This is a genomic window from Bradyrhizobium sp. ISRA436 (genome assembly GCF_029910015.1).
Lineage (GTDB): Bacteria > Pseudomonadota > Alphaproteobacteria > Rhizobiales > Xanthobacteraceae > Bradyrhizobium.
The window spans coordinates 2,586,383-2,607,634 of sequence record NZ_CP094519.1 but is presented as its reverse complement, the minus strand read 5'-3'; the positions used below and the strand labels follow the sequence as shown (position 1 = coordinate 2,607,634).

At 63.8% G+C, this 21,252-nt stretch carries 16 protein-coding genes; 4 read left to right on the top strand and 12 right to left on the bottom strand.

Annotated elements, in window-relative coordinates:
* Positions 1-173 precede the first annotated feature (173 nt).
* Positions 174-416, bottom strand: a complete 243-nt coding sequence (locus MTX23_RS12170) for a hypothetical protein (RefSeq protein ID WP_280976879.1) — start codon at positions 414-416, stop codon at positions 174-176.
* Between the two features lie 405 nt (positions 417-821).
* Here MTX23_RS12170 and MTX23_RS12165 point away from each other — a divergent pair, with 405 nt between their 5' ends.
* Positions 822-1,325: a hypothetical protein gene (locus MTX23_RS12165; protein WP_280976878.1), complete on the top strand. Its 504-nt coding sequence runs from the start codon at positions 822-824 to the stop codon at positions 1,323-1,325.
* 67 nt (positions 1,326-1,392) lie between these two features.
* Here MTX23_RS12165 and MTX23_RS12160 read toward each other — a convergent pair whose 3' ends face one another.
* The 4 genes from MTX23_RS12160 to MTX23_RS12145 all read right to left on the bottom strand — a co-directional run bounded on the left by MTX23_RS12160 (position 1,393) and on the right by MTX23_RS12145 (position 7,873).
* On the bottom strand, positions 1,393-3,777 hold the full coding sequence (locus MTX23_RS12160; RefSeq protein ID WP_280976877.1) for an MMPL family transporter: 2,385 nt from the start codon (positions 3,775-3,777) through the stop codon (positions 1,393-1,395).
* A 199-nt stretch (positions 3,778-3,976) separates the two neighbouring features.
* Entirely contained in the window at positions 3,977-4,768 is a 792-nt protein-coding gene (gene eutC / locus MTX23_RS12155) for an ethanolamine ammonia-lyase subunit EutC (RefSeq protein WP_280976876.1), read from the bottom strand.
* Between the two features lie 3 nt (positions 4,769-4,771).
* Positions 4,772-6,358 (bottom strand): B12-binding domain-containing radical SAM protein, encoded by a 1,587-nt coding sequence (locus tag MTX23_RS12150; protein WP_280976875.1) that lies wholly within the window; start codon positions 6,356-6,358, stop codon positions 4,772-4,774.
* 132 nt (positions 6,359-6,490) lie between these two features.
* Entirely contained in the window at positions 6,491-7,873 is a 1,383-nt protein-coding gene (locus tag MTX23_RS12145) for an ethanolamine ammonia-lyase subunit EutB (RefSeq protein WP_280976874.1), read from the bottom strand.
* A gap of 327 nt (positions 7,874-8,200) precedes the next feature.
* Between MTX23_RS12145 and MTX23_RS12140 the strand changes: the two genes are divergently transcribed.
* Both MTX23_RS12140 and MTX23_RS12135 read left to right on the top strand, forming a co-directional pair.
* Positions 8,201-9,907, top strand: coding sequence for a methyl-accepting chemotaxis protein (locus MTX23_RS12140; RefSeq protein ID WP_280976873.1), 1,707 nt, complete (start codon positions 8,201-8,203; stop codon positions 9,905-9,907).
* Positions 9,908-10,061: 154 nt separating this feature from the next.
* Complete coding sequence (locus tag MTX23_RS12135; RefSeq protein ID WP_280976872.1) at positions 10,062-11,564, top strand: sensor domain-containing diguanylate cyclase; 1,503 nt, start codon at positions 10,062-10,064, stop codon at positions 11,562-11,564.
* A 52-nt stretch (positions 11,565-11,616) separates the two neighbouring features.
* Here MTX23_RS12135 and MTX23_RS12130 read toward each other — a convergent pair whose 3' ends face one another.
* The 7 genes from MTX23_RS12130 to MTX23_RS12100 all read right to left on the bottom strand — a co-directional run bounded on the left by MTX23_RS12130 (position 11,617) and on the right by MTX23_RS12100 (position 19,923).
* A complete protein-coding gene (locus MTX23_RS12130) occupies positions 11,617-13,140 on the bottom strand; it encodes an altronate dehydratase family protein (protein ID WP_280976871.1) in 1,524 nt (507 codons plus the stop codon).
* 197 nt (positions 13,141-13,337) lie between these two features.
* Entirely contained in the window at positions 13,338-14,114 is a 777-nt protein-coding gene (locus MTX23_RS12125) for an aldolase/citrate lyase family protein (RefSeq protein ID WP_280976870.1), read from the bottom strand.
* 39 nt (positions 14,115-14,153) lie between these two features.
* Positions 14,154-15,239 carry a malate/lactate/ureidoglycolate dehydrogenase gene (locus MTX23_RS12120; RefSeq protein WP_280976869.1) on the bottom strand — a complete coding sequence of 362 codons (1,086 nt, stop codon included), beginning with the start codon at positions 15,237-15,239 and terminating at the stop codon, positions 14,154-14,156.
* A 76-nt stretch (positions 15,240-15,315) separates the two neighbouring features.
* Entirely contained in the window at positions 15,316-16,044 is a 729-nt protein-coding gene (locus MTX23_RS12115) for an ABC transporter ATP-binding protein (protein ID WP_280976868.1), read from the bottom strand.
* Entirely contained in the window at positions 16,044-17,819 is a 1,776-nt protein-coding gene (locus tag MTX23_RS12110; RefSeq protein WP_280976867.1) for a branched-chain amino acid ABC transporter ATP-binding protein/permease, read from the bottom strand. Before MTX23_RS12110 ends, MTX23_RS12115 begins: the two co-directional genes overlap by 1 nt.
* Positions 17,816-18,691, bottom strand: coding sequence for a branched-chain amino acid ABC transporter permease (locus MTX23_RS12105; RefSeq protein WP_280976866.1), 876 nt, complete (start codon positions 18,689-18,691; stop codon positions 17,816-17,818). Before MTX23_RS12105 ends, MTX23_RS12110 begins: the two co-directional genes overlap by 4 nt.
* 86 nt (positions 18,692-18,777) lie before the next feature.
* Positions 18,778-19,923 (bottom strand): ABC transporter substrate-binding protein, encoded by a 1,146-nt coding sequence (locus tag MTX23_RS12100; protein ID WP_280976865.1) that lies wholly within the window; start codon positions 19,921-19,923, stop codon positions 18,778-18,780.
* 361 nt (positions 19,924-20,284) lie between these two features.
* Between MTX23_RS12100 and MTX23_RS12095 the strand changes: the two genes are divergently transcribed.
* Positions 20,285-21,211, top strand: coding sequence for a GntR family transcriptional regulator (locus MTX23_RS12095; protein WP_280976864.1), 927 nt, complete (start codon positions 20,285-20,287; stop codon positions 21,209-21,211).
* Positions 21,212-21,252 lie beyond the last annotated feature (41 nt).

Here is a 21,252-nt window from a genome sequence, read left to right as displayed (position 1 = left end):
GGCACGGCGCAGGCGCGAAGTGTCAGGCGCGCGTGCTGGGATTGCGAGCCCCATATAGGGGAATACGCCGCCAAAACCAATGCTGTCTGTGACCGCCAGCATATGCGGCCCGCGGCCGGCAGCAGGTGCCGACCATGGGCTTCGCGGCGGTCCCTTGAGGCCTGAACGCGGCCTTATTGGCCGTGGTTCTTCAGAACCAGGTCGCAGGCGGTGCTGATCTTGGTGCGGTTCTGCTGCAAGCAGGCGAGAATGGTGAAATCGCCCTGATCGATCACGGCGCGGCAGTGACGCTGCACGTCGCGCGCACAGGCCTTCTGCTCCTCGGGCGTGCCGCTGCGCTGCGGCTGCTGCTGGGCGAAGGCATTCGATGAAAGCGGGAGCGACAACAAGGCGAGAGCCAGAAGAAATTTACGCATCGTATTCCTTCATTTCCGACAGCAGAGAATCTGTCCTCGAAAGCGCTTCGGCAAGGCCGGGACGGATTTGTGGGGATTGTAGACGCCGCGTAACGCAGCAACGAGCCGACGACAAGGACCACTAAATGCGGCTAAATTTGCGACGCTGTAAACCATCATATAAGTTATTGATTTTGAACGATTATTTAGGCCGCTCGTCGACGGCTGTTAGGTGATTGCGGAGCGGGCATGTGCAAACTAGATGCGATGGCATTGTCCGCGGTTTTTGATTCGGTTCGGCGACGTATCAGCGTCACGCTCACCGGTGCTGCTGTTTGAACCTAACATGCCGCGATGACACTAACCTTCGGTGCGGAGCGACGTTTTCTTTCACGAGAAGCGTTGATTTTGATGGGATTATTCACGATGAATACGTCTGGTTCGGGTCTTTTCGGTCAGGCTCTGAAGGCTGCCGGCATCGGCGCCGCACTCTTGCTGTCGGTCTCCGCGGGCCACGCCCAATCCAGCGGGCCGTTCGCCGGCTTTGCTGGCTCGTGGGCCGGCTCGGGGACGGTCGCACTGTCCAACGGCACCACCGAACGGATTCGCTGCAAGGCGAACTACAAGGTCGCCGCATCCGGCATGGCGCTGAAGCAGAGCCTGCATTGCGCGAGCGACAGCTACAAATTCGACCTCTCCAGCGACGTGACCAGCCAGGGCGACCGCATCTCCGGCAACTGGAGCGAAGCCAGCCGCAATATCTTCGGCAACCTGCAGGGCACCGCGGGTGGCGGGCAGATCGATGTATTCGTCGAGGCGTCCGGCTTCGCCGCGAACCTGAACCTGCGGACCAACGGTTCCAAGCAGATCGTGCAGATCGACTCGAAGGGCGAGATCCGCGGCGTCACGATCACGATGACGAAGAGCTGAAGCTCCAGCTTTCTCGCCTGCCGACAAAAGGCCCGGATCCGAAACGAGCGGATCCGGGGCTTTTTTGTCAGGCCTTCTCGATCGGCGCCGGCTGCCCGCCCTTGCCGCGGAGCCTTTGCGACAGGTTGATCAGGAACATCGAGGTCGGCCGCAGGATGAAGAGATCCGCGACCAGCGCCGCAACCATCGAGAACGCGCTGAGCCAGCCGAACAGGCGCAGCGACGGCAGGTCGGAGAACACGGTGACGACGAGGCCGCAGGCCAGCACCACCGTGGTCAGGATCAGCGCCGGACCGACCAGGACCGTGGCGCGCTCGACCGCAAGCTGCGGCGTCACGCCGGGCTTGGTCTCAAGCCGCAGGCGGTTGAGGAAGTGGATGGTGGCGCTCAGGCCAAGGCCGAACGACACCGTGAGCGCCACGACGCTGGCGAATTGCAGCCCCTCCCCCATCAGCCACAGCACGGTGCCCGACAGCACCACGGGAAAGATGCCGGGCAGGATGCAGGAGAACATCACCACGATCGAGCGGAACGCCAGTCCGATGAAGATCGCGACCAGCGCGAACTCCACGGTAAGGCCCCGATTGAGCTTCTCGATCATGCTGGCGCTGTTGCGCGCGGCGATCGCCGAGAGGCCGGTGACCGCGATCTCATAGCCGGGATGCTCGGCGCGCACCTTGTCGAGCTCATGGTCGAGCTTGTTGACCACCGGCAGGATCTGGCTGGAATCGAGGTCAGGCACGCGGCCCGACACCACCACCGCGTCCTGGTTCTTATCGATAAAGCGACGCACCAGGTGTTCGGGGATCAGGTCGACATATTCCTTCAACGTATTGACGTCCGTTGTGCCGGCCTTCTCCACAAGCCAACGGCGCAGGGTCTCCAGCGACCATACGTTGCCGACACCGGCGGTCTTCTCGACCATCGCATGGACGTCGGCGATCGTCTTCAGCGTCTCCGGCGCGTACAGCGAGGCTCCTTGCGGGAATTGGATCAGCACGTCGATCGGGTTGGCGCCGGTCAGCTTGGCGTCGAGGCGGTTCGACGCGGCCACGGCCTGCCGCTTGTCCGGCACCTGATCGGCAAGCCGGTAGCGCGGCTGCAGGTTGGCGTAGATGAGGCCGAGGCTGCCGACGACGAGCAGCGCGATCAGGCTGAATAGCCCGGGACGGCCGACCATGCGCACGGCGATCCAGTAGCAGAAATTTCGCAGCGCCTGCACGCCGGCGTCGGCGCTCTGGAATTTGACCGCGAAGATCCGCTCGTTGCGCACGAACAGCACGCCGAACACCGGCACAAGGCTCAACACCGCGATCAACGCGATGATTGTGGCGGCAAGGCCCGCCTCGCCGAATTTGCGGATCAGGTCGGAATCCGAGAACTGCAGCGCGATAAACGAGATGCCCGCGGTGCCGTGGGTCAGCACGCAGGCGGGACCTACCACCAGCACCGCGTTCTTGAAGGCAGTGAACTTGTCCTGGCCCGCGATCAGCCGGTCGCGCGCCGCAAAGGTGAGCTGCATCGAATCGGAGAAGCTGATCACCATGATGAGCGGCGTCATCACGTTGAGGAACATGTTGAGATTGAAATTGGCCCAGCCGAGGCCGCCGAGCGCGAGCAGGATCGCGATCATCGGTGGAAATGCCGCCGCCACCATGAAGGAGATCTTGCGGAAGAAGACGATCGCGATGATGCAGCCGGCCAGGATGCCGAGGATATTGTAGGTCAGTCCGTCGCGCTCGACCGCGTTGCGGATTTCGAGCTGCATGACCGGCACACCGGAGAGTTCGGCATTGAGCCCGCTGCCGCCGAGATCTTCGGCCATGATCTTTCTGATGTCGCCGACCACATCGCTGAGCTTGTTGCTGCTGACCACCTTGGGCTCGAGCGACAACACGATCAGCGCAAGCGTGCCGTCTTCCGACAACAGCTTGCCGCGGATGATCTCGTTGCTTTTGACGGTCTCGATGAACTTGTCGTAGGCCTCCCCTTGCGGCAGCTCATTCGGGAACAGCGCCGCCGGCAGCTTGCCGGGCGCCGGCGCCTGCCGCGCTGAGAACAGCGAAACGAGGCCGCGGACCCCATCGACGAGCTGAAGGTCGGTGACCATGTCGCGCAGCTTCTGGAGATTGTCACGCGCGAGCAGCGTCTTGCCTTCGACCACGACCAGAACGTCGAATTCGGTCGAAGGGAAGCGCTTGGTGACCGCCTCGTACTGCTTGAAGTCCTTGGAGTTGGACCGGAATAGCTGTGACAGCGAGTCGTCGATCTTGATCCGTTGGACGCCGAACACGGCGCCGATCAGCAGGAGGACGAGAACGATGCAGGACAGGATCGGCGCCCGCATTGGGATCAGGCCGAGGCGCTCGATCCCGAACGCAATGCTCGGCCCAGACCGCGGCTCTTCGACCTTCTCGACGTGGACCTGACTTTCGGAATTCTTTTCGAGCATGCCCTGTCCAGTTCTGAAAACGGCTCAATCTAGCTTGGGTGTTGGGTCCTCAGGCGCGAATGAGGCTCGTGGGCGCAGCCGATCGGCGCTAGTCCTTGAAAACACGCGAATATTGACCGGCGCCTGTTTACAGGCCCACCACCATGCTCGCAAGCGCGAGCATGGTGTCGAATCGGCGGGGAACCGCCGAAAACAACCATTAAGTAGCTGATTTGTCACACCCTGGTAACGCATTCCGAGACGATCCACCGCCGCTTTCATCTTTCAGTGCGACTCCCGTGATCTGGCGTGCCAGGCCCTCGCGTACAAGCCAGGAAATCCTGAATGCGGCCTCCGGGTAGCTCAGCCCGGCACCGTGAATATTGGAGACGCAGTTGCGCTCGGCGTCGGTCAGCCCGATGCGCGGCGCGAAGGTGAGATAGGCGCCAAGGCTGTCGGGCGCCGAAAGGCCTGGCCGTTCGCCGATCAGCATGACGAGCATGCGCGCGCCGATGACGGCGCCGATCTCGTCACCGAGCGCGACCCGCGCCCCGGACGCGATAACCGCCGCGCCGACCTCGATCTTGTCCGCGGCGAGTCGCGGGACGAGATGCCGGAGCAGCTCGACGGCGCGGACGTTGACCGCGGTCGGCGACAGGCCGTCGCCGATCACGATGGCGCAGGGGCACGGGGCGATACCCCTGCCGTCCAGGGTTCGCAGCGCTGCGGGATCAAGCCTGCGCCCGAGATCGGGACGGCGCAGATAGTCGCGCCGGCTGTGTGCCTGGCTCGACACCTCGACCGGTGCGAAACCGAGGCTGGCGAGACTCGCAGCGATGCCGGCGACATTGAAGGCGGCGTGAACGGCGTCGCGGGCGCGCGCGTGGTCGAGCGTGAAGGAGAGCAGCGCATCGGTCGACAGGCTGGCGCCGGATCGGCCAAGGCCGACGCGCGCCGGCGTCAGCTCGCGGAGATCAGCAAGGGAATGTGATGATGGCGCCGGGGCTTTCATGCTCTATTCGGCGGGCACGGACGCCTCGCGCAGCCGGATCGAATAGTTCGACGCGTTCTGCCGGCCGCTGGAGGCCGCACGCGCGAACGTGATCAGATGATGCCCGACCAGCGTCGCCGAGATCAGCCCCTCGATGTCGCCGCGCTTCAGCCGTCCCAGCGCAAATTTCCAGAACACGCGCCTGTAGTCGCCGAGCACGCCGACCTTCCAGAAGATGTTGCGCAGCATGATCAGGCCGCGCCGGATGTTGGCCCAGCTCTTCATCTCCGGGCTGACCGGCACCTTGATGCGGTTGGCGTAGGTATATTCACATTGATACAGGTAGCGCGCGTACAGCTTCTCGGGCTGGTAGGCGACCTCCATGCATTTGCGCCAGGAATTGACCACCTCGTCGTAGGGCAGCAGGAACTGCACATTGGAATCGCGGCTATCATCGTGGACCAGCCGCCCGGCCTTTTCGAGGCGATCCCACAGCGGCGTCTTGGGCAGCGCCTGCAGCAGATTGATGGTCAGGAGCGGAATGCGGGACTCGTCGATGAAGGAGAGCAGCGCATCACCGGTCTCAGGCTTGTCGGTATCGAGCCCCATGATGATACCGGAGACCACCTCCATCCCGTAGGAATTGATGGTGTGCACGCCCTCCAGGATCGGGACCATCATGTTCTGATCCTTGTGCATTGCCTTCAACGCGTCGGGGTCGGGCGTCTCGATGCCGACGAAGATCGTGACGAAGTACGCTTCACGCATCTTCTCCAGGATCTCCGGCCGCTTGGCGATGTTGAGCGTCGCCTCGCAGGCAAGCCGGGTGACGTAGCCGGTCCGCTTCTGCCACTCGATCAGGTGCGGAAGCAGCTCGACCGCCGCCTTGCGGTTGCCGATGAAATTGTCATCGACGAAGTAGATCGTATCGGTCATGCCGCATGCGCGCAGCTTGTCGAGCTCGGCGACGATCTGCTGTGGTGTCTTCAGGCGCGGATTGCGGCCATAGAGGCTGGGGATGTCGCAGAACTCGCACTGATACGGGCAGCCGGACGAAAACTGGATGCTGCCGAGGAAGTACTTTTTCGTTTCGGCCAGTTCATAGGCCGGCAGCGGAAAGTCCGTCATCGGCACGCGGTCGACGGTCTTCAACACCACCTGCGCGTCCGGACGCCGAGTATCCTTCGCCAGGCGCCGGATCAGCTCGTCGGTGGCGTCGCCGAGCTCGCCAACATGGAGGTAGTCGAACGACGGATAATAGTCCGGGCAGGCGCTGACCGACGGGCCGCCGATCGCGACCGGTAGGTCATGGTCATGGGCGCGGTGGCAGATGTCGTTCATCTGCTGGCGCTGGATGTGCATACCGCTGACGAACACGGCGTCCGCCCACGCGAAATCATCATCCGACGCCGGACGCAGATTCTCGTCGATGAAGCGGACCGACCAGCTCTCGGGCAGATAGGCAGCGATCAGCAACAGCCCCTGCGGCGGCATGAACGCCTTGACGCCGTCGGTGAGCGGATAGGAATACTCGAAGGTACCAAAGGCCGACGTATAGCGCGGAAAGACGCAGAGGATACGCCGCACCGTCTCAATGCCTTCAGCTCTCATCAAACATCCTCAAGCGAAGCACCAACAAATCTAACCACGCCATTGAACGGTGGGCCAGAAATTCTTCAACATTGTGGCACCTGCTAACGTCACAACGTCGGGAAGGTTGCTACGGAGGAGTCCGTTTTCGCGTCAGGCCAGCAGCCTGGAAGCAAATTCGGGCAGCTGCCCCGCGTCGCCAACTAGGCGAAAGTCCTGACCCGCAAGGCCGGCGCGCATTAGCCAGTCGTCGAATTCGGGCGCCCGCTTCAGGCCGAACAGGTCGCGGATATAGAGCGCATCGTGAAACGAGGTCGACTGGTAGTTCAGCATCACATCGTCGGCGCCCGGAACGCCCATGATGAATGTGACGCCGGCGGCCGCCAGCAATGTCAGGAGATTGTCCATGTCATTCTGGTCGGCCTCGGCGTGATTGGTGTAGCAGACGTCGACACCGAGCGGCAGGCCGAGCAACTTGCCGCAGAAGTGATCCTCGAGCCCAGCACGAATGATTTCCTTGCCGTCATAGAGGTATTCCGGACCTATGAAGCCGACCACGCTGTTGACGAGCAGCGGATCGAACGCGCGCGCCACCGCATAGGCCCGCGCCTCGCAGGTCTGCTGATCGACCCCGTGGTGCGCGTTGGCCGACAGCGCCGCCCCCTGCCCGGTCTCGAAATACATGACATTGTCGCCGACCGTGCCGCGGTGCAGCGAGCGTGCCGCCTCGCGCGCTTCCCGCAGGATCGAGAGGTCGACGCCGAAGCTGCGGTTGGCGGCTTCGGTGCCGGCGATCGACTGAAAGACGAGATCGACCGGCAGTCCCTGCCCGATCAGGCCGAGCGTGGTCGTGACATGCGTGAGCACGCAACTTTGCGTCGGGATCTCCAGCCGCGTGATGATGTCATCGAGCAGCCGCAGCAAGGCCGCGATCACGTTGGGATCGTCGCTCGCCGGGTTGATACCGATGCAGGCATCGCCCGATCCGAGCAGGAGTCCGTCGAGGATCGATGCAGTGATGCCGCGCGCGTCGTCGAAGGGATGGTTGGGTTGCAGCCTTACGCTCATCCGCCCGCGCAGGCCGATGGTATTGCGGAAGCGGGTCGTCACTTCGCACTTCCGCGCGGCCAGGATCAGGTCCTGGTTGCGCATCAGCTTCGAGACCGCCGCCACCATCTCCGGCGTGACGCCGCGCGAGATCTTCGTCAGGGCGTCGGCGGTCGCGGTGTCCGACAGCAGCCAGTCGCGGAAGCCGCCGACGGTGAGCGACGACATCGGCACAAATCCCGCAACGTCATGGCTGTCGAGGATCAGACGGGTGACCTCGTCGTCCTCATAGGGGACCACCGGCTCGTTGAGGAACTGACTGAGCGGAACGTCGGCCAGCGCGAGGCGTGCGGCTATCATCTCCTCGGCGCTGTCGGCCGCGATGCCGGCCAGCCGGTCACCGGAACGCGGCGGCGTCGCCTTGGCGAGCAATTCGCGCAGGTCATCGAAGACGTATGAGGTTGCGAAGACGGTGTGACGGTAGACCATGGCATTTCGGGTCTCGGAGGGAGGCGGGACGGCGCAGCGTAGCACCTCTTTGCTAACAGCTCCCCTGAAGCGTCGATGATGACTGGCAGATGCCTGCAAGGTTCCAGCAACGCTGCCGCGCGCCTCCAGCGGAACTCGCAGCATCAGAGTAAACGCCTGGCATCACTCGTCAAACCTCGCAGGTTGCAACTGCGAAAAGCTCGCGCATTAAGGAATCCTCCATGAAGATTCTGCATAATTTTTGATCGGCGAAGGGGTTCGCCGACCTGCTGGGGTGCCCTTGATGCCCATCTCGAACGTCTCCCGACCTCCTCTCTCCGGCGTCCCATGGCATCCCGATTCTCGCTCGCAGCCAAGCTGTACTCGATCTTCGCCCTGATCGCGGCGCTGACCGCAGCCATCACTTTCCTGTCCGACCACAACACGCGGCGGAACGCGGAACTGACCGAGGCCGTCGACCTCGCGAGCCGCGCCGCGCTCAACGTCGAGCGGGTCAACTCGCTGGTCTATGCCGTGGTGATGGAATCACGTGGCATCTACATGTCGACCGAACCGGCGACAGTGAAGAAATATGGCGATGGCTTGTTGAAGTTCAACGAACAGATCCTCGCCGTGGTCAGGAACTGGGAAGCGCTGGTGCAGGCCGACGACGCCGAGCAGTTCGCGACGTTCAAGAAGCGCATTGAGCAGTTTGTCGATTTCCGCAAGGAGTTGGTCCGCCGCGGCGTCGAGATCGGCGCCGCCGCCGGACGCGAATGGGGCGACAACGACGCCAACCGCCAGGTGCGCTCCGCCCTGAACAAGGATCTCGAAGCGCTGTCCAGGGTCTACGCCGAACGCAGCAAGAGGCTCGCGCGGCAGGCCGCCGTCAACCGCGACATGGCCCTTGTCCTGACTTGCCTCGGCGCCGTGGCCCTGATCGTGGTTGTGCTCGGCGTGCTGATCATCGCCCGCTCGGTCGCACGCCCGCTGTCGCAGATCACCGCGACCATCAAGCGCGTGGCCGAGGGCGCTAACCACGTCGATGTTCCGCATATCGGCCGCGGCGATGAGATCGGCGCCCTGGCGCGCGCCATCAAGGTTTTCCAGGAGGCGATGCAACGCAACCGCAGCCTCAATGCGCAGGTCGTGCAGGACTCCGAGGCGCGCGACGCCCGCAGCCGGCACATCGAGACCTCGGTGGAGGCGTTCCGCGGCACGATCGGCTCGGTGCTTCGGGCGGTGCACGACAATGCGGCCACGATGCGCGACACCGCGCAGACCATCGCGAGCGTCGCAGCGAATGCGAGCGGACGTGCCGTTACGGCGGCGAGCGCGACCGAGCAGGCCTCAAGCAACGTCTCCGCCGTGGCCGGCGCCGCCGAGGAACTCTCCGCTTCGGTCCAGGAGATCGGCCGGCAGGTGAACCAATCCTCCGCTGCGGTCGAGCAGGCAGGTGCGCGCACCGACAAATCGATCAGCGAGATCGAGGGCCTTGCCGCCACCACCCAGCGCATCGACGGCGTGCTCAACCTGATCCAGGCGATCGCCGAGCAGACCAACCTGCTCGCCCTCAACGCCACGATCGAGGCCGCGCGCGCTGGCGAGGCCGGACGCGGCTTTGCCGTCGTCGCACATGAGGTCAAGGCGCTGGCCGCGCAGACCGCGAAAGCCACCGCCGAAATCAGCGAGAATGTCAGCCTGATCCAGACCTCGACCCGCAACTCGGTCGGCGCCGTCCGCGAGATCGGCCACGCCGTGCGCGAGATCAGCGATGTCACTTCGACGATCGCCGCCGCCGTCGGCCAGCAGGATACAGCCACGCGCGGGATCTCGGTCAACGCGCAGATGGCCGCGCAAGGCAACGAGACGCTGGTCGCAAACATCGGCTCGCTTCGCGACGACATCGGCCAGACCAGCAAGGCTGTGGAATCGGTGCTCACGGCATCGAACGACCTGACCGCGACCGCCGAAACGCTGTCGCGCGAGGTCGAGCAATTCTTCCGCAACCTGCGCACCGATGCCGCCGACGGGATGCGACGGACCGGGACCTGAGCGCAGGGTCGGCGCGACGCCGCATTCTCTCCGCTACGGTTAACGACACCCTAACCGGCTCGCATAAATTGCCAGCTGTTCGCGCCGGCTTTTTCAATTTGATGCCCCTATCAGAAAAGCCAAAGCGCGGGGGCGCGGAATTTGGAAGCGAGTCATGGACGGGCTTTTGCCTCGGCCGAAAGCGGTGCCAGCCAAACGGCTCCTTGCGCTCGGCATCGGCCTCGTTCTGGGCTTTTCAGTCGTCTGCGCGTCCATCCTCTGGGAGATGGCGCAGAAGGACTACCAGCACGCGAAGGAAGGCGCGACAAACTTGATCGCCTCCATCGCAAGCGAAATCGAGCGCAACATCGAGCTCTACGATCTCTCGCTACAGGCGGTCGCCGACGGCGAGAAGCTTCCGGAGATCAATAGCATCAGCCCTGGGCTTCGCCAGGTCGTGCTGTTCGACCGGGCTGCGACTGCCAAGGATCTGGGCTCAATCCTCGTCCTCGACACCGCCGGCAACGTCATTCTCGATTCCACGACGCTGACGCCCCGGAAGGCGAATTTCGCTGATCATGATTTCTTCCGGATACACCGGGCACGATCGGATGCCGGACTATTCATCAGCCCTCCCTGGGTGACATCGGAGGGAGAGTATCTGATCAGCCTAAGCCGGCGCATCAGCAATAATGACGGCTCCTTCGCCGGCGTGGTTGCCGGCAGCATGCGGCTCAGCTACTTCCACAACCTGTTCCGGAAGCTAAATTTCGGACCTCTTGACAGCATGGCGCTGTTCAATAGCGACGGCACCATGCTGATGCGCACGCCGTTCGAGATCGATCGCATCGGCCAAAGCATCAGGGATGCCCAGGTGTTCCGGCTGTTTCCGCGCCAGCGGTCCGGGTCCTATACATCGAATTCGATCGTCGATCACGTCAATCGGCTCTACGTCTTCCAGCAGATCGGGAACCGCCCGCTGCTGATCGCCGAGGGCCTCGCGCTCGACGGCATCTATGCGGACTGGTGGCAGCAATTCTGGCTGATCAGCATCGTGGTCGTTGCACTTGGCAGCTTCGCGATCGTGCTGATGTTCTATTTGGTGGCCGCCGTGAAGCGGCGGGCCGCCGCGGAAACTCAGCTGGCACACCTCGCCGGCACCGACGGATTGACCGGGCTCGCCAACCGCAGGCGGCTCGACGAGACGCTGGCCGTCGAATGGCGCCGCGGCCTGCGCGCACAAGCACCGCTCTCGCTGTTGATGATCGATGTCGATCACTTCAAGGCCTTCAACGACACCTACGGGCACCAGGCCGGCGATGCGGTGCTGGCCACCGTGGGCCAATGCATCGCGACGAGCATCAAGCGCGCGTCCGACCTCGGCGCACGTTATGGCGGCGAGGAATTCTCCGTGCTGCTGCCCGGCATCGGCAGGGCCGGCGCGCTGGAGATTGCAAACCGGATTCGTGAGCTCATGGCAGCGTTCCGCGAAACCCAGCATGAGTTGCCGACCGTGAGCATCGGATTGGCCTGTATGACACCGGCCGAGGAAGGCGCCTTGCACGACCTCGTTTCGGCCGCAGATCTTGCGCTCTATGAGGCCAAGCACGCGGGCCGCGATCGCGTGGTCGTCAGCCCCGCCGGGCGCAACGGCTCGCGTGAACGTCATGCGGCGTAGGCTACCGATTCGTCCAGCGGCATGCCGGCTCCATCCGGGCTACGCGATCGCGCTACATCGTCGCCCCTAACACCCAGGGCGCGAACTCGGCGCCGCCGAAATCAAAGCTCTCGCTCTTGGTCGGCTGGCCCGACGCGGTCTTGAGGATGAGGTCGAAGATGCGCTGGCCGCATTCCTGCACGCTCTCCTCGCCGTCAAGGATGGTGCCGCAATTGACGTCCATGTCGTCTTCCATCCGCTTGTACATCGGCGTGTTGGTGGCAAGCTTGATCGACGGCGCGGGCTTGCAACCGAACACGCTGCCGCGGCCGGTGGTGAAGCAGACCAGGTTGGCGCCGCCGGCCACCTGCCCGGTCGCGGCGACCGGATCGTAGCCGGGCGTGTCCATGAACACGAAGCCCTTCTTGGTCACCGGCTCGGCATAGTGCAGGACGTCGACGAGGTTGGTGCTGCCGGCCTTCGCCATCGCGCCGAGCGACTTCTCCAGGATGGTGGTGAGACCGCCGGCCTTGTTTCCGGGGCTCGGATTGGCGTTCATCTCGGCGCCCTCGCGGCTCGTGTATTCCTCCCACCACCGCATCAGGCCGACGAGCTTCTCGCCGACCTCGCGGCTGACGGCGCGGCGGGTCAACAGATGCTCAGCGCCATAGGTCTCCGGCGTCTCCGACAGGATGACCGTTCCACCGTGACGCACCAACAGATCGCTCGCCGCGCCCAGCGCCGGATTGGCCGACACGCCCGAGTAACCATCCGAGCCGCCGCATTGCAGGGCGACGGTGAGTTCACTCGCCGGCACGGGCTCGCGCTTGACCTTGTTGGCGTCGGCGAGCGCTTCCTTCACGAAGGCGACGCCGGCCTCCACGGTCTTGCGGGTGCCACCGACCTCCTGGATGTCCATCGCACGCAGACGGCCGGCTAGCTTCTGTTCCTGCATCAGGCCGCCGATCTGGTTCACCTCGCAGCCGAGGCCGAGGACGATGACGTTGGAGAAATTCACGTGCCGCGCATAGCCGCCGAGCGTGCGGCGAAGCAGCGCCAGCGGCTCGTCCTGGGTCATGCCGCAGCCGGTCTTGTGGGTCAGCGCGACGACGCCGTCGACATTGGGAAAGTCGGCCAGCGGATTGTCGCCGGTGAACGGGTTCTTCTTGAAGACGTCGGCGACGAGGCCCGCGACATGGGCGCTGCAATTCACCGAGGTAAGGATGCCGATATAGTTGCGCGTGGCGACGCGCCCATCGGGACGGCGGATGCCGTCGAAGGTCGCCGGCAGATCGAAATTCGGCACCGGCTTGACGTCGACACCATAGGCATAGTCCTTGTCGAAATCGCCCATGCCGCAGTTCTGCGTGTGCACATGCTGGCCCGGCGCGATCGGCTGCGTCGCAAAGCCGATGATCTGCCCGTAGCGCTTGATCGGCTCGCCCTGCGCAATCGGCTTGATCGCGACCTTGTGGCCGGCCGGAATGCGGTCGACCGTAGTAACGCCGTCGGCCACCACCAACCCCGGCGGCAGGCTCGCGCGCGCGATCAGGACGCTGTCGTCGGGATGCAGGCGGATCACTTGTGCCGGGGCCATGTGGGTTCTCCTTTGGAGTTCTTCACCTCTCCCCGCCCTTTACGGGGAGAGGTCGGATCGCGACAGCGATCCGGGTGAGGGGCAAGGCAAAGTGCCAATTGCAATGACGGTGCTCGGCGGATGGAAGCCCCTCACCCCAGCCCTCTCCCGGCAAAGAGCGGGGCGAGGGAGCAGAGCTTAACGCTTTGCCGGCGAGCTTACGCCTTGCCGCCGGACTTCTCGCGGGTCTGGTTGACCTGCATCTTGGCGTAGGTCTGCATCAGGCCGACCTCGTTCGACAGCGTCACGAGCTTGAAGCCCATGTTGATCGCGCGCACCGCGCCTTCCGCGCCGGAGCAATGGATGCCCGGGTTGAGGCCGCGCTTGCCGCACTCCTTGATGATCTTCTCGTAGATCTTCAGGATCTCCGGCTCGTCGCGATCGAGCTTCGGCACCAGGCCGTAGGAGAAGCCGAGGTCGGACGGGCCGATATAGACGCCGTCGATGCCCTCAACATCGAGGATCGCTTCCATGTTCTCGACCGCAGTCTTGGTCTCCATCATCGGCAGCAGTACGATCTCGTCATTCGCGGTCTGCTGGTAGGTGCCGGCCGAGCCGTACATGCCGGCGCGGATCGGACCGTTGGAGCGCACGCCCTTCGGCGGATACTTGGAATAGGAAACGAGGTTCTTGGCTTCCTGCGGCGTGTTGACCATCGGGCAGATCACGCCGTAGGCGCCGCCATCGAGCACCTTGCCGATGATACCGGGCTCATTCCAGGGCACGCGGACCATCGGCGTGACCGGGTGGGCATGCATCGACTGGAAGCACTGCACCATCGAGAGATAGTCCTGCACGCCATGCTGCATGTCGACGGTGACGCTGTCGAAGCCGCACTGCGCGATCACCTCGGCCGAAAATCCCGACGGGATCGCGAGCCACGCGTTCACCACCGCCTTGCCCGATGCCCAGACCTGTTTGACCTTGTTTGCCATTGATCGCGTTTCCTTTTCGCGTTTCTTGGAGGGCGAGCCTTAGCTGGTCGCCCGCTGGATAGAGACTTCGCTGACGCCGACTTCGCGCGCGGTGTTCACTATCGCCGCCCAGGTGTCGTCAGGCAAGGGGATGCCGTTCCTGGTGCGCTCGGCGCGGGTTTTCCGCTCGGGATCGCCCGGAACCAGCACGGAATCCGTGCCCGCGATCGGCTTGGTGGCGCGGATGAAATCGGTATAGCGGGTGATTTCTCCGTCGAAGAAATTGCTGGTGTCGACCACCTTGGGATCGATGTAGAACGCCATCATGCCGTTGGCGAAACGCCGGTCCCACGACGTCGCACCTGTGCCTGTGAGCGCGCCGCCGAGCAATTCGCAGATGAAGGCAAGGCCCGAGCCCTTGTGATCGCCGAAGGCGCGGATCGCGCCGGTGCCCTTGGTGTGATCGCGCGGACCGTCGGGCGTGTATGGGCCATACAGCACGTGCGGATCCTCGCTCAGCGTGCCGTCGGCATCGACGAGTGCGCCGGTCGGCAGCTTCTTGCCGCCGCGGCTTGCAACCAGGCATTTGCCCTCAGCGACGACGGAGGTGGCGAAATCGAGCACGATCGGATCCTGGCCCTGCCGCGGAATGCCGACGCAATACGGCGCGGTGGACAGGCGCTTTTCGACGCCGCCATAAGGCGCGACCAACAGCGAGCCTGCCGCGGTCACGAAATGAATCGAGACGAGACCTTCCGCGGCCGCCATTTCGGCCCAGTCGCCGACGCGGCCAAGATGGCCTGAGTTGCGCAGCGCGACCGCGGCAAGCCCTGCCTTCTTGCACTTCTCGATGCCGATCCTGACCGCGATCGGCGTGACGGTCTGGCCGTAGCCGAACTTGCCGTCGACCACGGCGAGCGACGGCGTATCGACCACGACCTCCGGCGTCTGGTTCGGCACGATCGAGCCCATCTTCTTCCAGCGGACATAGACCGGCACGCGGATCACGCCGTGGCTGTCATGGCCGGTGAGGTTCGCGGTCGTCAGGTAGGTCGCGATGCGCCGCGCCTCTTCCGGAGAGGATTCCGAATGGGAAAAGACCTCGGAGACGAAGTTGATGAGGTTCTCAACCTTGATGGTGACCATGAAAGACTAGCTCGCTCGGTTGTTGAAGCATGATCTGATCGGAAAGCCGGGACCAACATTTCCGGATCACGTAGCTTTAGGCACGAGCCTTGGCGTGACCGCCAAGATAGGCCGCGGCGATGGCTTCGTTGCCCCACAATTCGTCGGGTTTGCCGCCCAGCACGATCCGCCCGGTTTCCAGGACGAAGCCGTGATCGGCGACCGAAAGTCCCATGCGCGCATTTTGCTCGACGAGCAAGACCGTGGTGTCCTTCCTGATCTGCGAAATGATGCGGAAGACGGCCTGCACGATCACTGGCGCCAGCCCAAGCGAGGGTTCATCCAGCAGCAGGAGTCGCGGCTTGGCCATCAGGCCGCGCGCGACCGCGACCATCTGCAACTGACCGCCGGACAAGGTCCAGCCGAGCGCATTGGAGAACGTACGGATCTCCGGGAACAGGTCGAACATCGCGTCCGCCTCGCGCGAGATCTGCGACGGGGACACCTTCCGGTTCGACGCGCCGAGCATGATGTTCTCTTTCACGGTGAGGCCCGGAAATATGCGGCGGCCTTCCGGCACGTGCGAAATGCCGAGCCGGACGATCGCTTCCGGCCCGAGGCCCGCGATCGATTGACCGTCGAAGATGATATCGCCCGAGGTTGGCTTGGCGAGACCGCTGATCGCGCGCAGCGTGGTCGACTTGCCGGCGCCGTTGGCGCCGAGCAGCGTCACCACTTGGCCCTGCTCCACGGCGATGGTGACGCCGCGCAGCGCCTCGATCTCGCCGTAGCGGACCACGAGATTGCGGATTTCGAGCAGCGGCATCATTCGCTCCCGAGATAGGCGGAGACGACGTCGGGATGGCGCAGCACCGCCATGGATTCGCCGTCCGCGATGCGGCGCCCGAAGTTCAGCACCGTGATGTGCTGGGCGGCTTCCGAGACCAGCGTCATGTCGTGATCGATGATCAGGATGGTGAGGCCCTGCGCCGCGATGCGCTTGAGCAGTTCGTGCAGCTCGAGCTTCTCGGTCGAGTTGAGGCCGGCGGCCGGTTCGTCGAGCAGCAACAGCGTCGGATTGGACGCCAGCGCGCGTGCGATCTCGATCAGGCGCTGGTGGCCGTAGGAGAAGCTCGAGATCAGCTCGTTGGCCCGGTTGCCGAGGCCGACGAAGGTCAAGGCCTCCATCGCGCGTTCGGTCAGCGCGTCCTCGCCCTTCCCGATCATGGTGTTGCCGGGACGCTCCGCGCCGATCTCGACGTTCTCCAGCGCCGTCATCGAGCGGAACAGGCGGATGTTCTGGAAGGTACGTCCGAGGCCCGCCGCCGTGCGCTGGTGCGGCGCCATGTTGGTGATGTCGGTGCCGTCGAGCACGATCTTGCCCGCGGTGGCCTTGTAGAGGCCGGACAGCACGTTGAGCGTCGTGGTCTTGCCGGAGCCGTTGGGACCGATCAGCGCATGCACGCCGCCGCGCTTCACGGCGATATCGACGCCGTCGACCGCCTTGAGGCCGCCGAAGTGCTTCGAGAGCCCGGTCACCTCAAGCACGATGTCGCCACCCGCGGTCGCGGGCTTGAGCTGCAGCGCGGCGGCAGCCGGCGGCGCCTTGGTGCGCGCGCGCCAGCGCGTGAAGGCATCCGAGACGAAGCCCCAGATGCCGTCGGGCATGAAGCGGATGATGAGGATCACGAACAGGCCGTAGATCGCGAGATAAAGGCCCGGCACGCTCTTGAGGAAGCGCAGCCATTCCGGGATCAGGATCAGAAGGCCCGTACCGATCGCTGCGCCGATCGGCGAGGCCACGCCGCCGAGCAGCGACATGGTCAGGAAACCGATCGATTCCGCGAACGAGAACTGATCCGGGCTGACATAGGCGAAGCCGCCCGCGAACAGACCGCCGGCCAGGCCGCCGAGCAGCGCGCAGATGCCGAAGGCGTAGACCTTGGTGCGGAATACGTCGATGCCGTTGACGCCGGCCGCGAGCTCGTTGTCACGCACCGCGCGCATGGCGCGGCCGAGCTTGGTGTCCGGCAGGTGCCAGACGAGGTAGCCGACGATCGCCAGCACCGCGACGCAGAAGGCGAGATAGCTCTGCGAGCTCTGGAACAGCGCCGGCCGCTGGATGTTGGCGACGCCGTCCGGCCCGTGGGTCAGGCCGATGGCATTGATCATCACCAGCGTCACGATCTGCTGGAACGAGATCGTCACCATCGCCAAATAGTGGCCGCCGAGCCGCAGCGTCGACATGCCGAGGAACGCGCCGGCAATCAGCGCAACCGCGCAGCCGCCGACCAGGCAGGGCCAGAAGCTCATGTGCAGGTCGGTCGTGCCTAGACCAACCGCATAGGCGCCAAAGCCGAAGAATGTCGCCTGCGCCAGATTGATCTGGCCGCAGAGGCCGAGCACAACCGACAACCCGAACACCGCGATCGAGAAGGTCGTCGCCTGCAACAGGATATTGAGAACGTAGCCGTCGAATCCCATGCTGGCGGCAAGCGCGACCAACACGGCGGCGCCGATGAAATACGGCAAGTGACGGATGACCAGCGGCTTCGAGCGCACCGCAGGCGCAGGGATCTGAATGTTGTCGCTGACGCTCATGCTTTCTCCGCGACGCGTTCGCCGAAGATGCCCTGCGGCCGGAAGATCAGGAAGGCGATCAGAACCAGGAAGGCGAAGCCATCCTTGTATGGCACCGAGATATAGGCGGCGCCGAAGGTCTCGATCACGCCGAGCGCAAGGCCGCCGATGATGGCGCCCGCCACATCGCCGAAGCCGCCGATGATGGTGGCGGCAAACGCCTTCAGTGCGATCGTCGAGCCCATCTGGATCGACACGAACAGCACAGGCGCGACCAGGATGCCGGCGAGACCGCCGAGCACCGCCGAATAGATGAACGTGATCATGATCATGGTGGAGACGGAAATGCCGAGCAGCGAGGCCATTTCCTTGTCCTGCGAGGTCGCCTGCAGCTTCTTGCCGAGCAGCGTCTTCTCGAAGAACCAGAAATTGAATAGCACCAGCAGGATCGTGACGCCGATGATCAACAGATACTGGCTGTCGAGATAGACCGGGCCGAGCTGGATGCCGGGCGTATCGAACCAGCCCTGCAGCACCTGCGGCTGCGGGCCGTAGATCGCGAGCACGGAATTGGAGAGCAGGATCGAGGCGCCGATGGTGGCGATGATCACGGGCAGATAGGTGCGGTGGCGCAACGGATAGTAGACGCCGAGATTGAAGATGACGCCGAGCAGCGCCATGCCGGCGAGCGCGATCAGGAACGACAGCCAATAGGGCCAGCCAAGATCGACGGCGAACACCACCATCAGATAGGCCGCCACCATCGAGAATTCGCCTTGCGCGAAGTTCACGACGTTGGTGGCGCGGAAGATCAGCACGAAGCCGAGCGCGACCAGCGCGTAGACCGCGCCGATGCCGATGCCCGTGAACAGGAGTTGAAGAACCAGATCCATGACAAGCGTTCGGTTGAAGGATAAATCGTTTCAACGGCTGGCCGGCGCGGCCTCCCCGGCTATTGCCGGAGAGGCCCGCACCCGCATCAGCCGTTGGATTCGATATGCTTGTCGAAGACGATCTTGCCCTTGTCGTTCTTCACGATGTTGTAGCCGTGAAGCCCGTCGCCGTTCTGGTCGAAATTGTATTCGCCCTCGGCACCCGGGAATTTCTTGATCGCCAGGATCGCCTCGCGGATCTTCTCGGGCTCGGTCGAGCCGGCCTTGTTGATCGCGGTGGCCAGGACGGTGACGGCGTCATACGTCCAGGCACTCTGGTTGTCGGGCGCGACCTTGACCGCATCGCGATAGAGCTTGCCGAACGCCTTCGAGGCGTCGGAGGAATCCTCCGCATAGTCGGCGACGCCGTAGGTGTTGTAGAGCGCAGGACCGGCAAGCTTGAGCGCGGTGATATTGACGATTGAGGGCGAGCCGACCCACGGAATATTCACGCCGAGCTGACGCAACTGGCGGGCGAAGATGCCGAGATCGTTCTCGAAGGTGAAATAGGAACCGAGGATATCCGCGCCCGACTGCTTGATCGCAAGCACGACGGGCGTGAAGTCCTGGCTCTGGTTGGCATAGCCCTGGTCCAGCACCGGCGGCGCGCCGAGCGTCTGCAGCGCTTCGGTCAGCGCCTTGCCGCCGGCGGTGCCGAACGCGTCGGTCGAATGCAGCACGGCCCATTTCTTCTTGCCGAGCGTGTTGACGCCGTATTCGGCGATCACGCGGCCCGAATAGCTGTCGTTCGGGCGGAAGCGGAATAGCCACTTGTTGCCCATGTGGGTGAGATTCGGATCGGTGCCGCCGATCATCACGGGCTTGCCGAGCTTCAGCACGTCGGGCGCCATCGCATGGACCTGGGTCGAACGGATCGAGCCGAGGAAGCCGACGATGTCGGACTGGGCGGCGAGCTTGGAAAACGCGAGCACGATGCCGGGGTTGGTGGTCTGATCGTCCTCGATGATCAGTTCGCCCTGCTTGCCAAGGATGCCGCCGGCCTTGTTGACGGCCTCGAGCGCCAACTTGGCGCCCTTGATGGCGTAACCGCCGGATTCTGCCGCGGGACCGGTGACGGGCGCGCACATGCCGATCTTGATGGTCGCGCCTTGGGCCCACGCGCTACGGAGCAGCGCAGGAGCAGCGAGACCTGCCGCCAAACCGGCGGAAAACTCACGTCTCGTCAGTTTCATTCAATCCTCCCTGTATAACGCCGAGCTTGCATGTCGGCTGCATTGAAACGAGCTAGACGCGTAGACTTGTTGCCCCACCCATGGCCATTGCGCAGCGCAACGAACAAACGTTTGCGCCGCTGCAGCGCACCCGACGTGCAACGGCGATCATCAATCTAGGCGTATAAGGCAGCTAATCATGATTGCACATTGCACGCAATAGTCAAAAGTTCATCATGAACGGTGCGTAAATGCCTGCAACGAGCGACCACGGCCCGATCACGTGATAGTGTGACCGGCAGGGCAGCCATCCATGTCGATGCCAAGAGCGAAATCGCGGACCAGACGGAAACAGCCGGCCTATGCGCTGATCAAGAATGCATTGGCAAAGCGCATCCGCACCGGTGACGTTCCGGCCGGCACCGTCCTCTCCGAATCGGCGATTGCGACCTTGTTTGGCTCCAGCCGCTCCCCGGTACGGCAGGCCTTCGAGCAGTTGGAGCATATCGGCCTGGTGCGCCGGTTCGACGGCCGTGGCGTGATCGCCGGCAAACGCAAGGTCGAACCCCGGCGCGTCCCGATCACGCCGGAAATGCTGGGGCTGACCGACGGGCCGGTCGAGGCGGTGCGAAGCGATGCCTGGGACGCCCTCTATTACGAGCTCGAACGCGAAATCATCTACCGGTCGCTGTTCGGACGCTTCCGAGTCAGTGAGCTCGCATTGGCGCGGCATTTCCGGGTGGGGCGCACGGTTGCCCGCAACCTGCTGCTACGTGCGCAGGCGATCGGAATCCTGGAGAAAGGCGCCAAGGCCCACTGGTATGTGGTGCCATTGGACGAGGACCGCGTCCGCGACATCTTCGAGGTGCGGGCAACCCTCGAGCCGCTCCTGCTGAAATCCGCTGCTACGAGGATTCCGGCGGCGCTGCTGGACAAGATGGCGGAGCGGCTGCGCGAGGGAATCCGGTTCCGCGACCGCGTCGGCGTCGCCGAGCTCGACGAGATCGAGGGTCATCTCCATATCCAGTGCCTGGGTTACGGCACCAATCGCGAGATGATCGAAGCCCTCAAGCGCACCCACTGCGCCTTCGTGATCGGCAAGCACATCCAGGTGGCCTTGACCGCGCCGCAGATCGATTCCTTCATGGATGAGCATCTGGTGATCATTGAAGCATTGCGCGCGCGCGACGGCGACGCGGCGGCCGCGACGTTGCGCCGCCATATCGAATGGTCCCACTCGAAGGTTGCCGGCTGGATCGCCGAATTCCGCGCAATCAACGTAATTTCGCGCGTGCCTTATATGGCCTAGATTGTATGGCCTAGATTGCCGCACACCATCGTGCGAGTCTT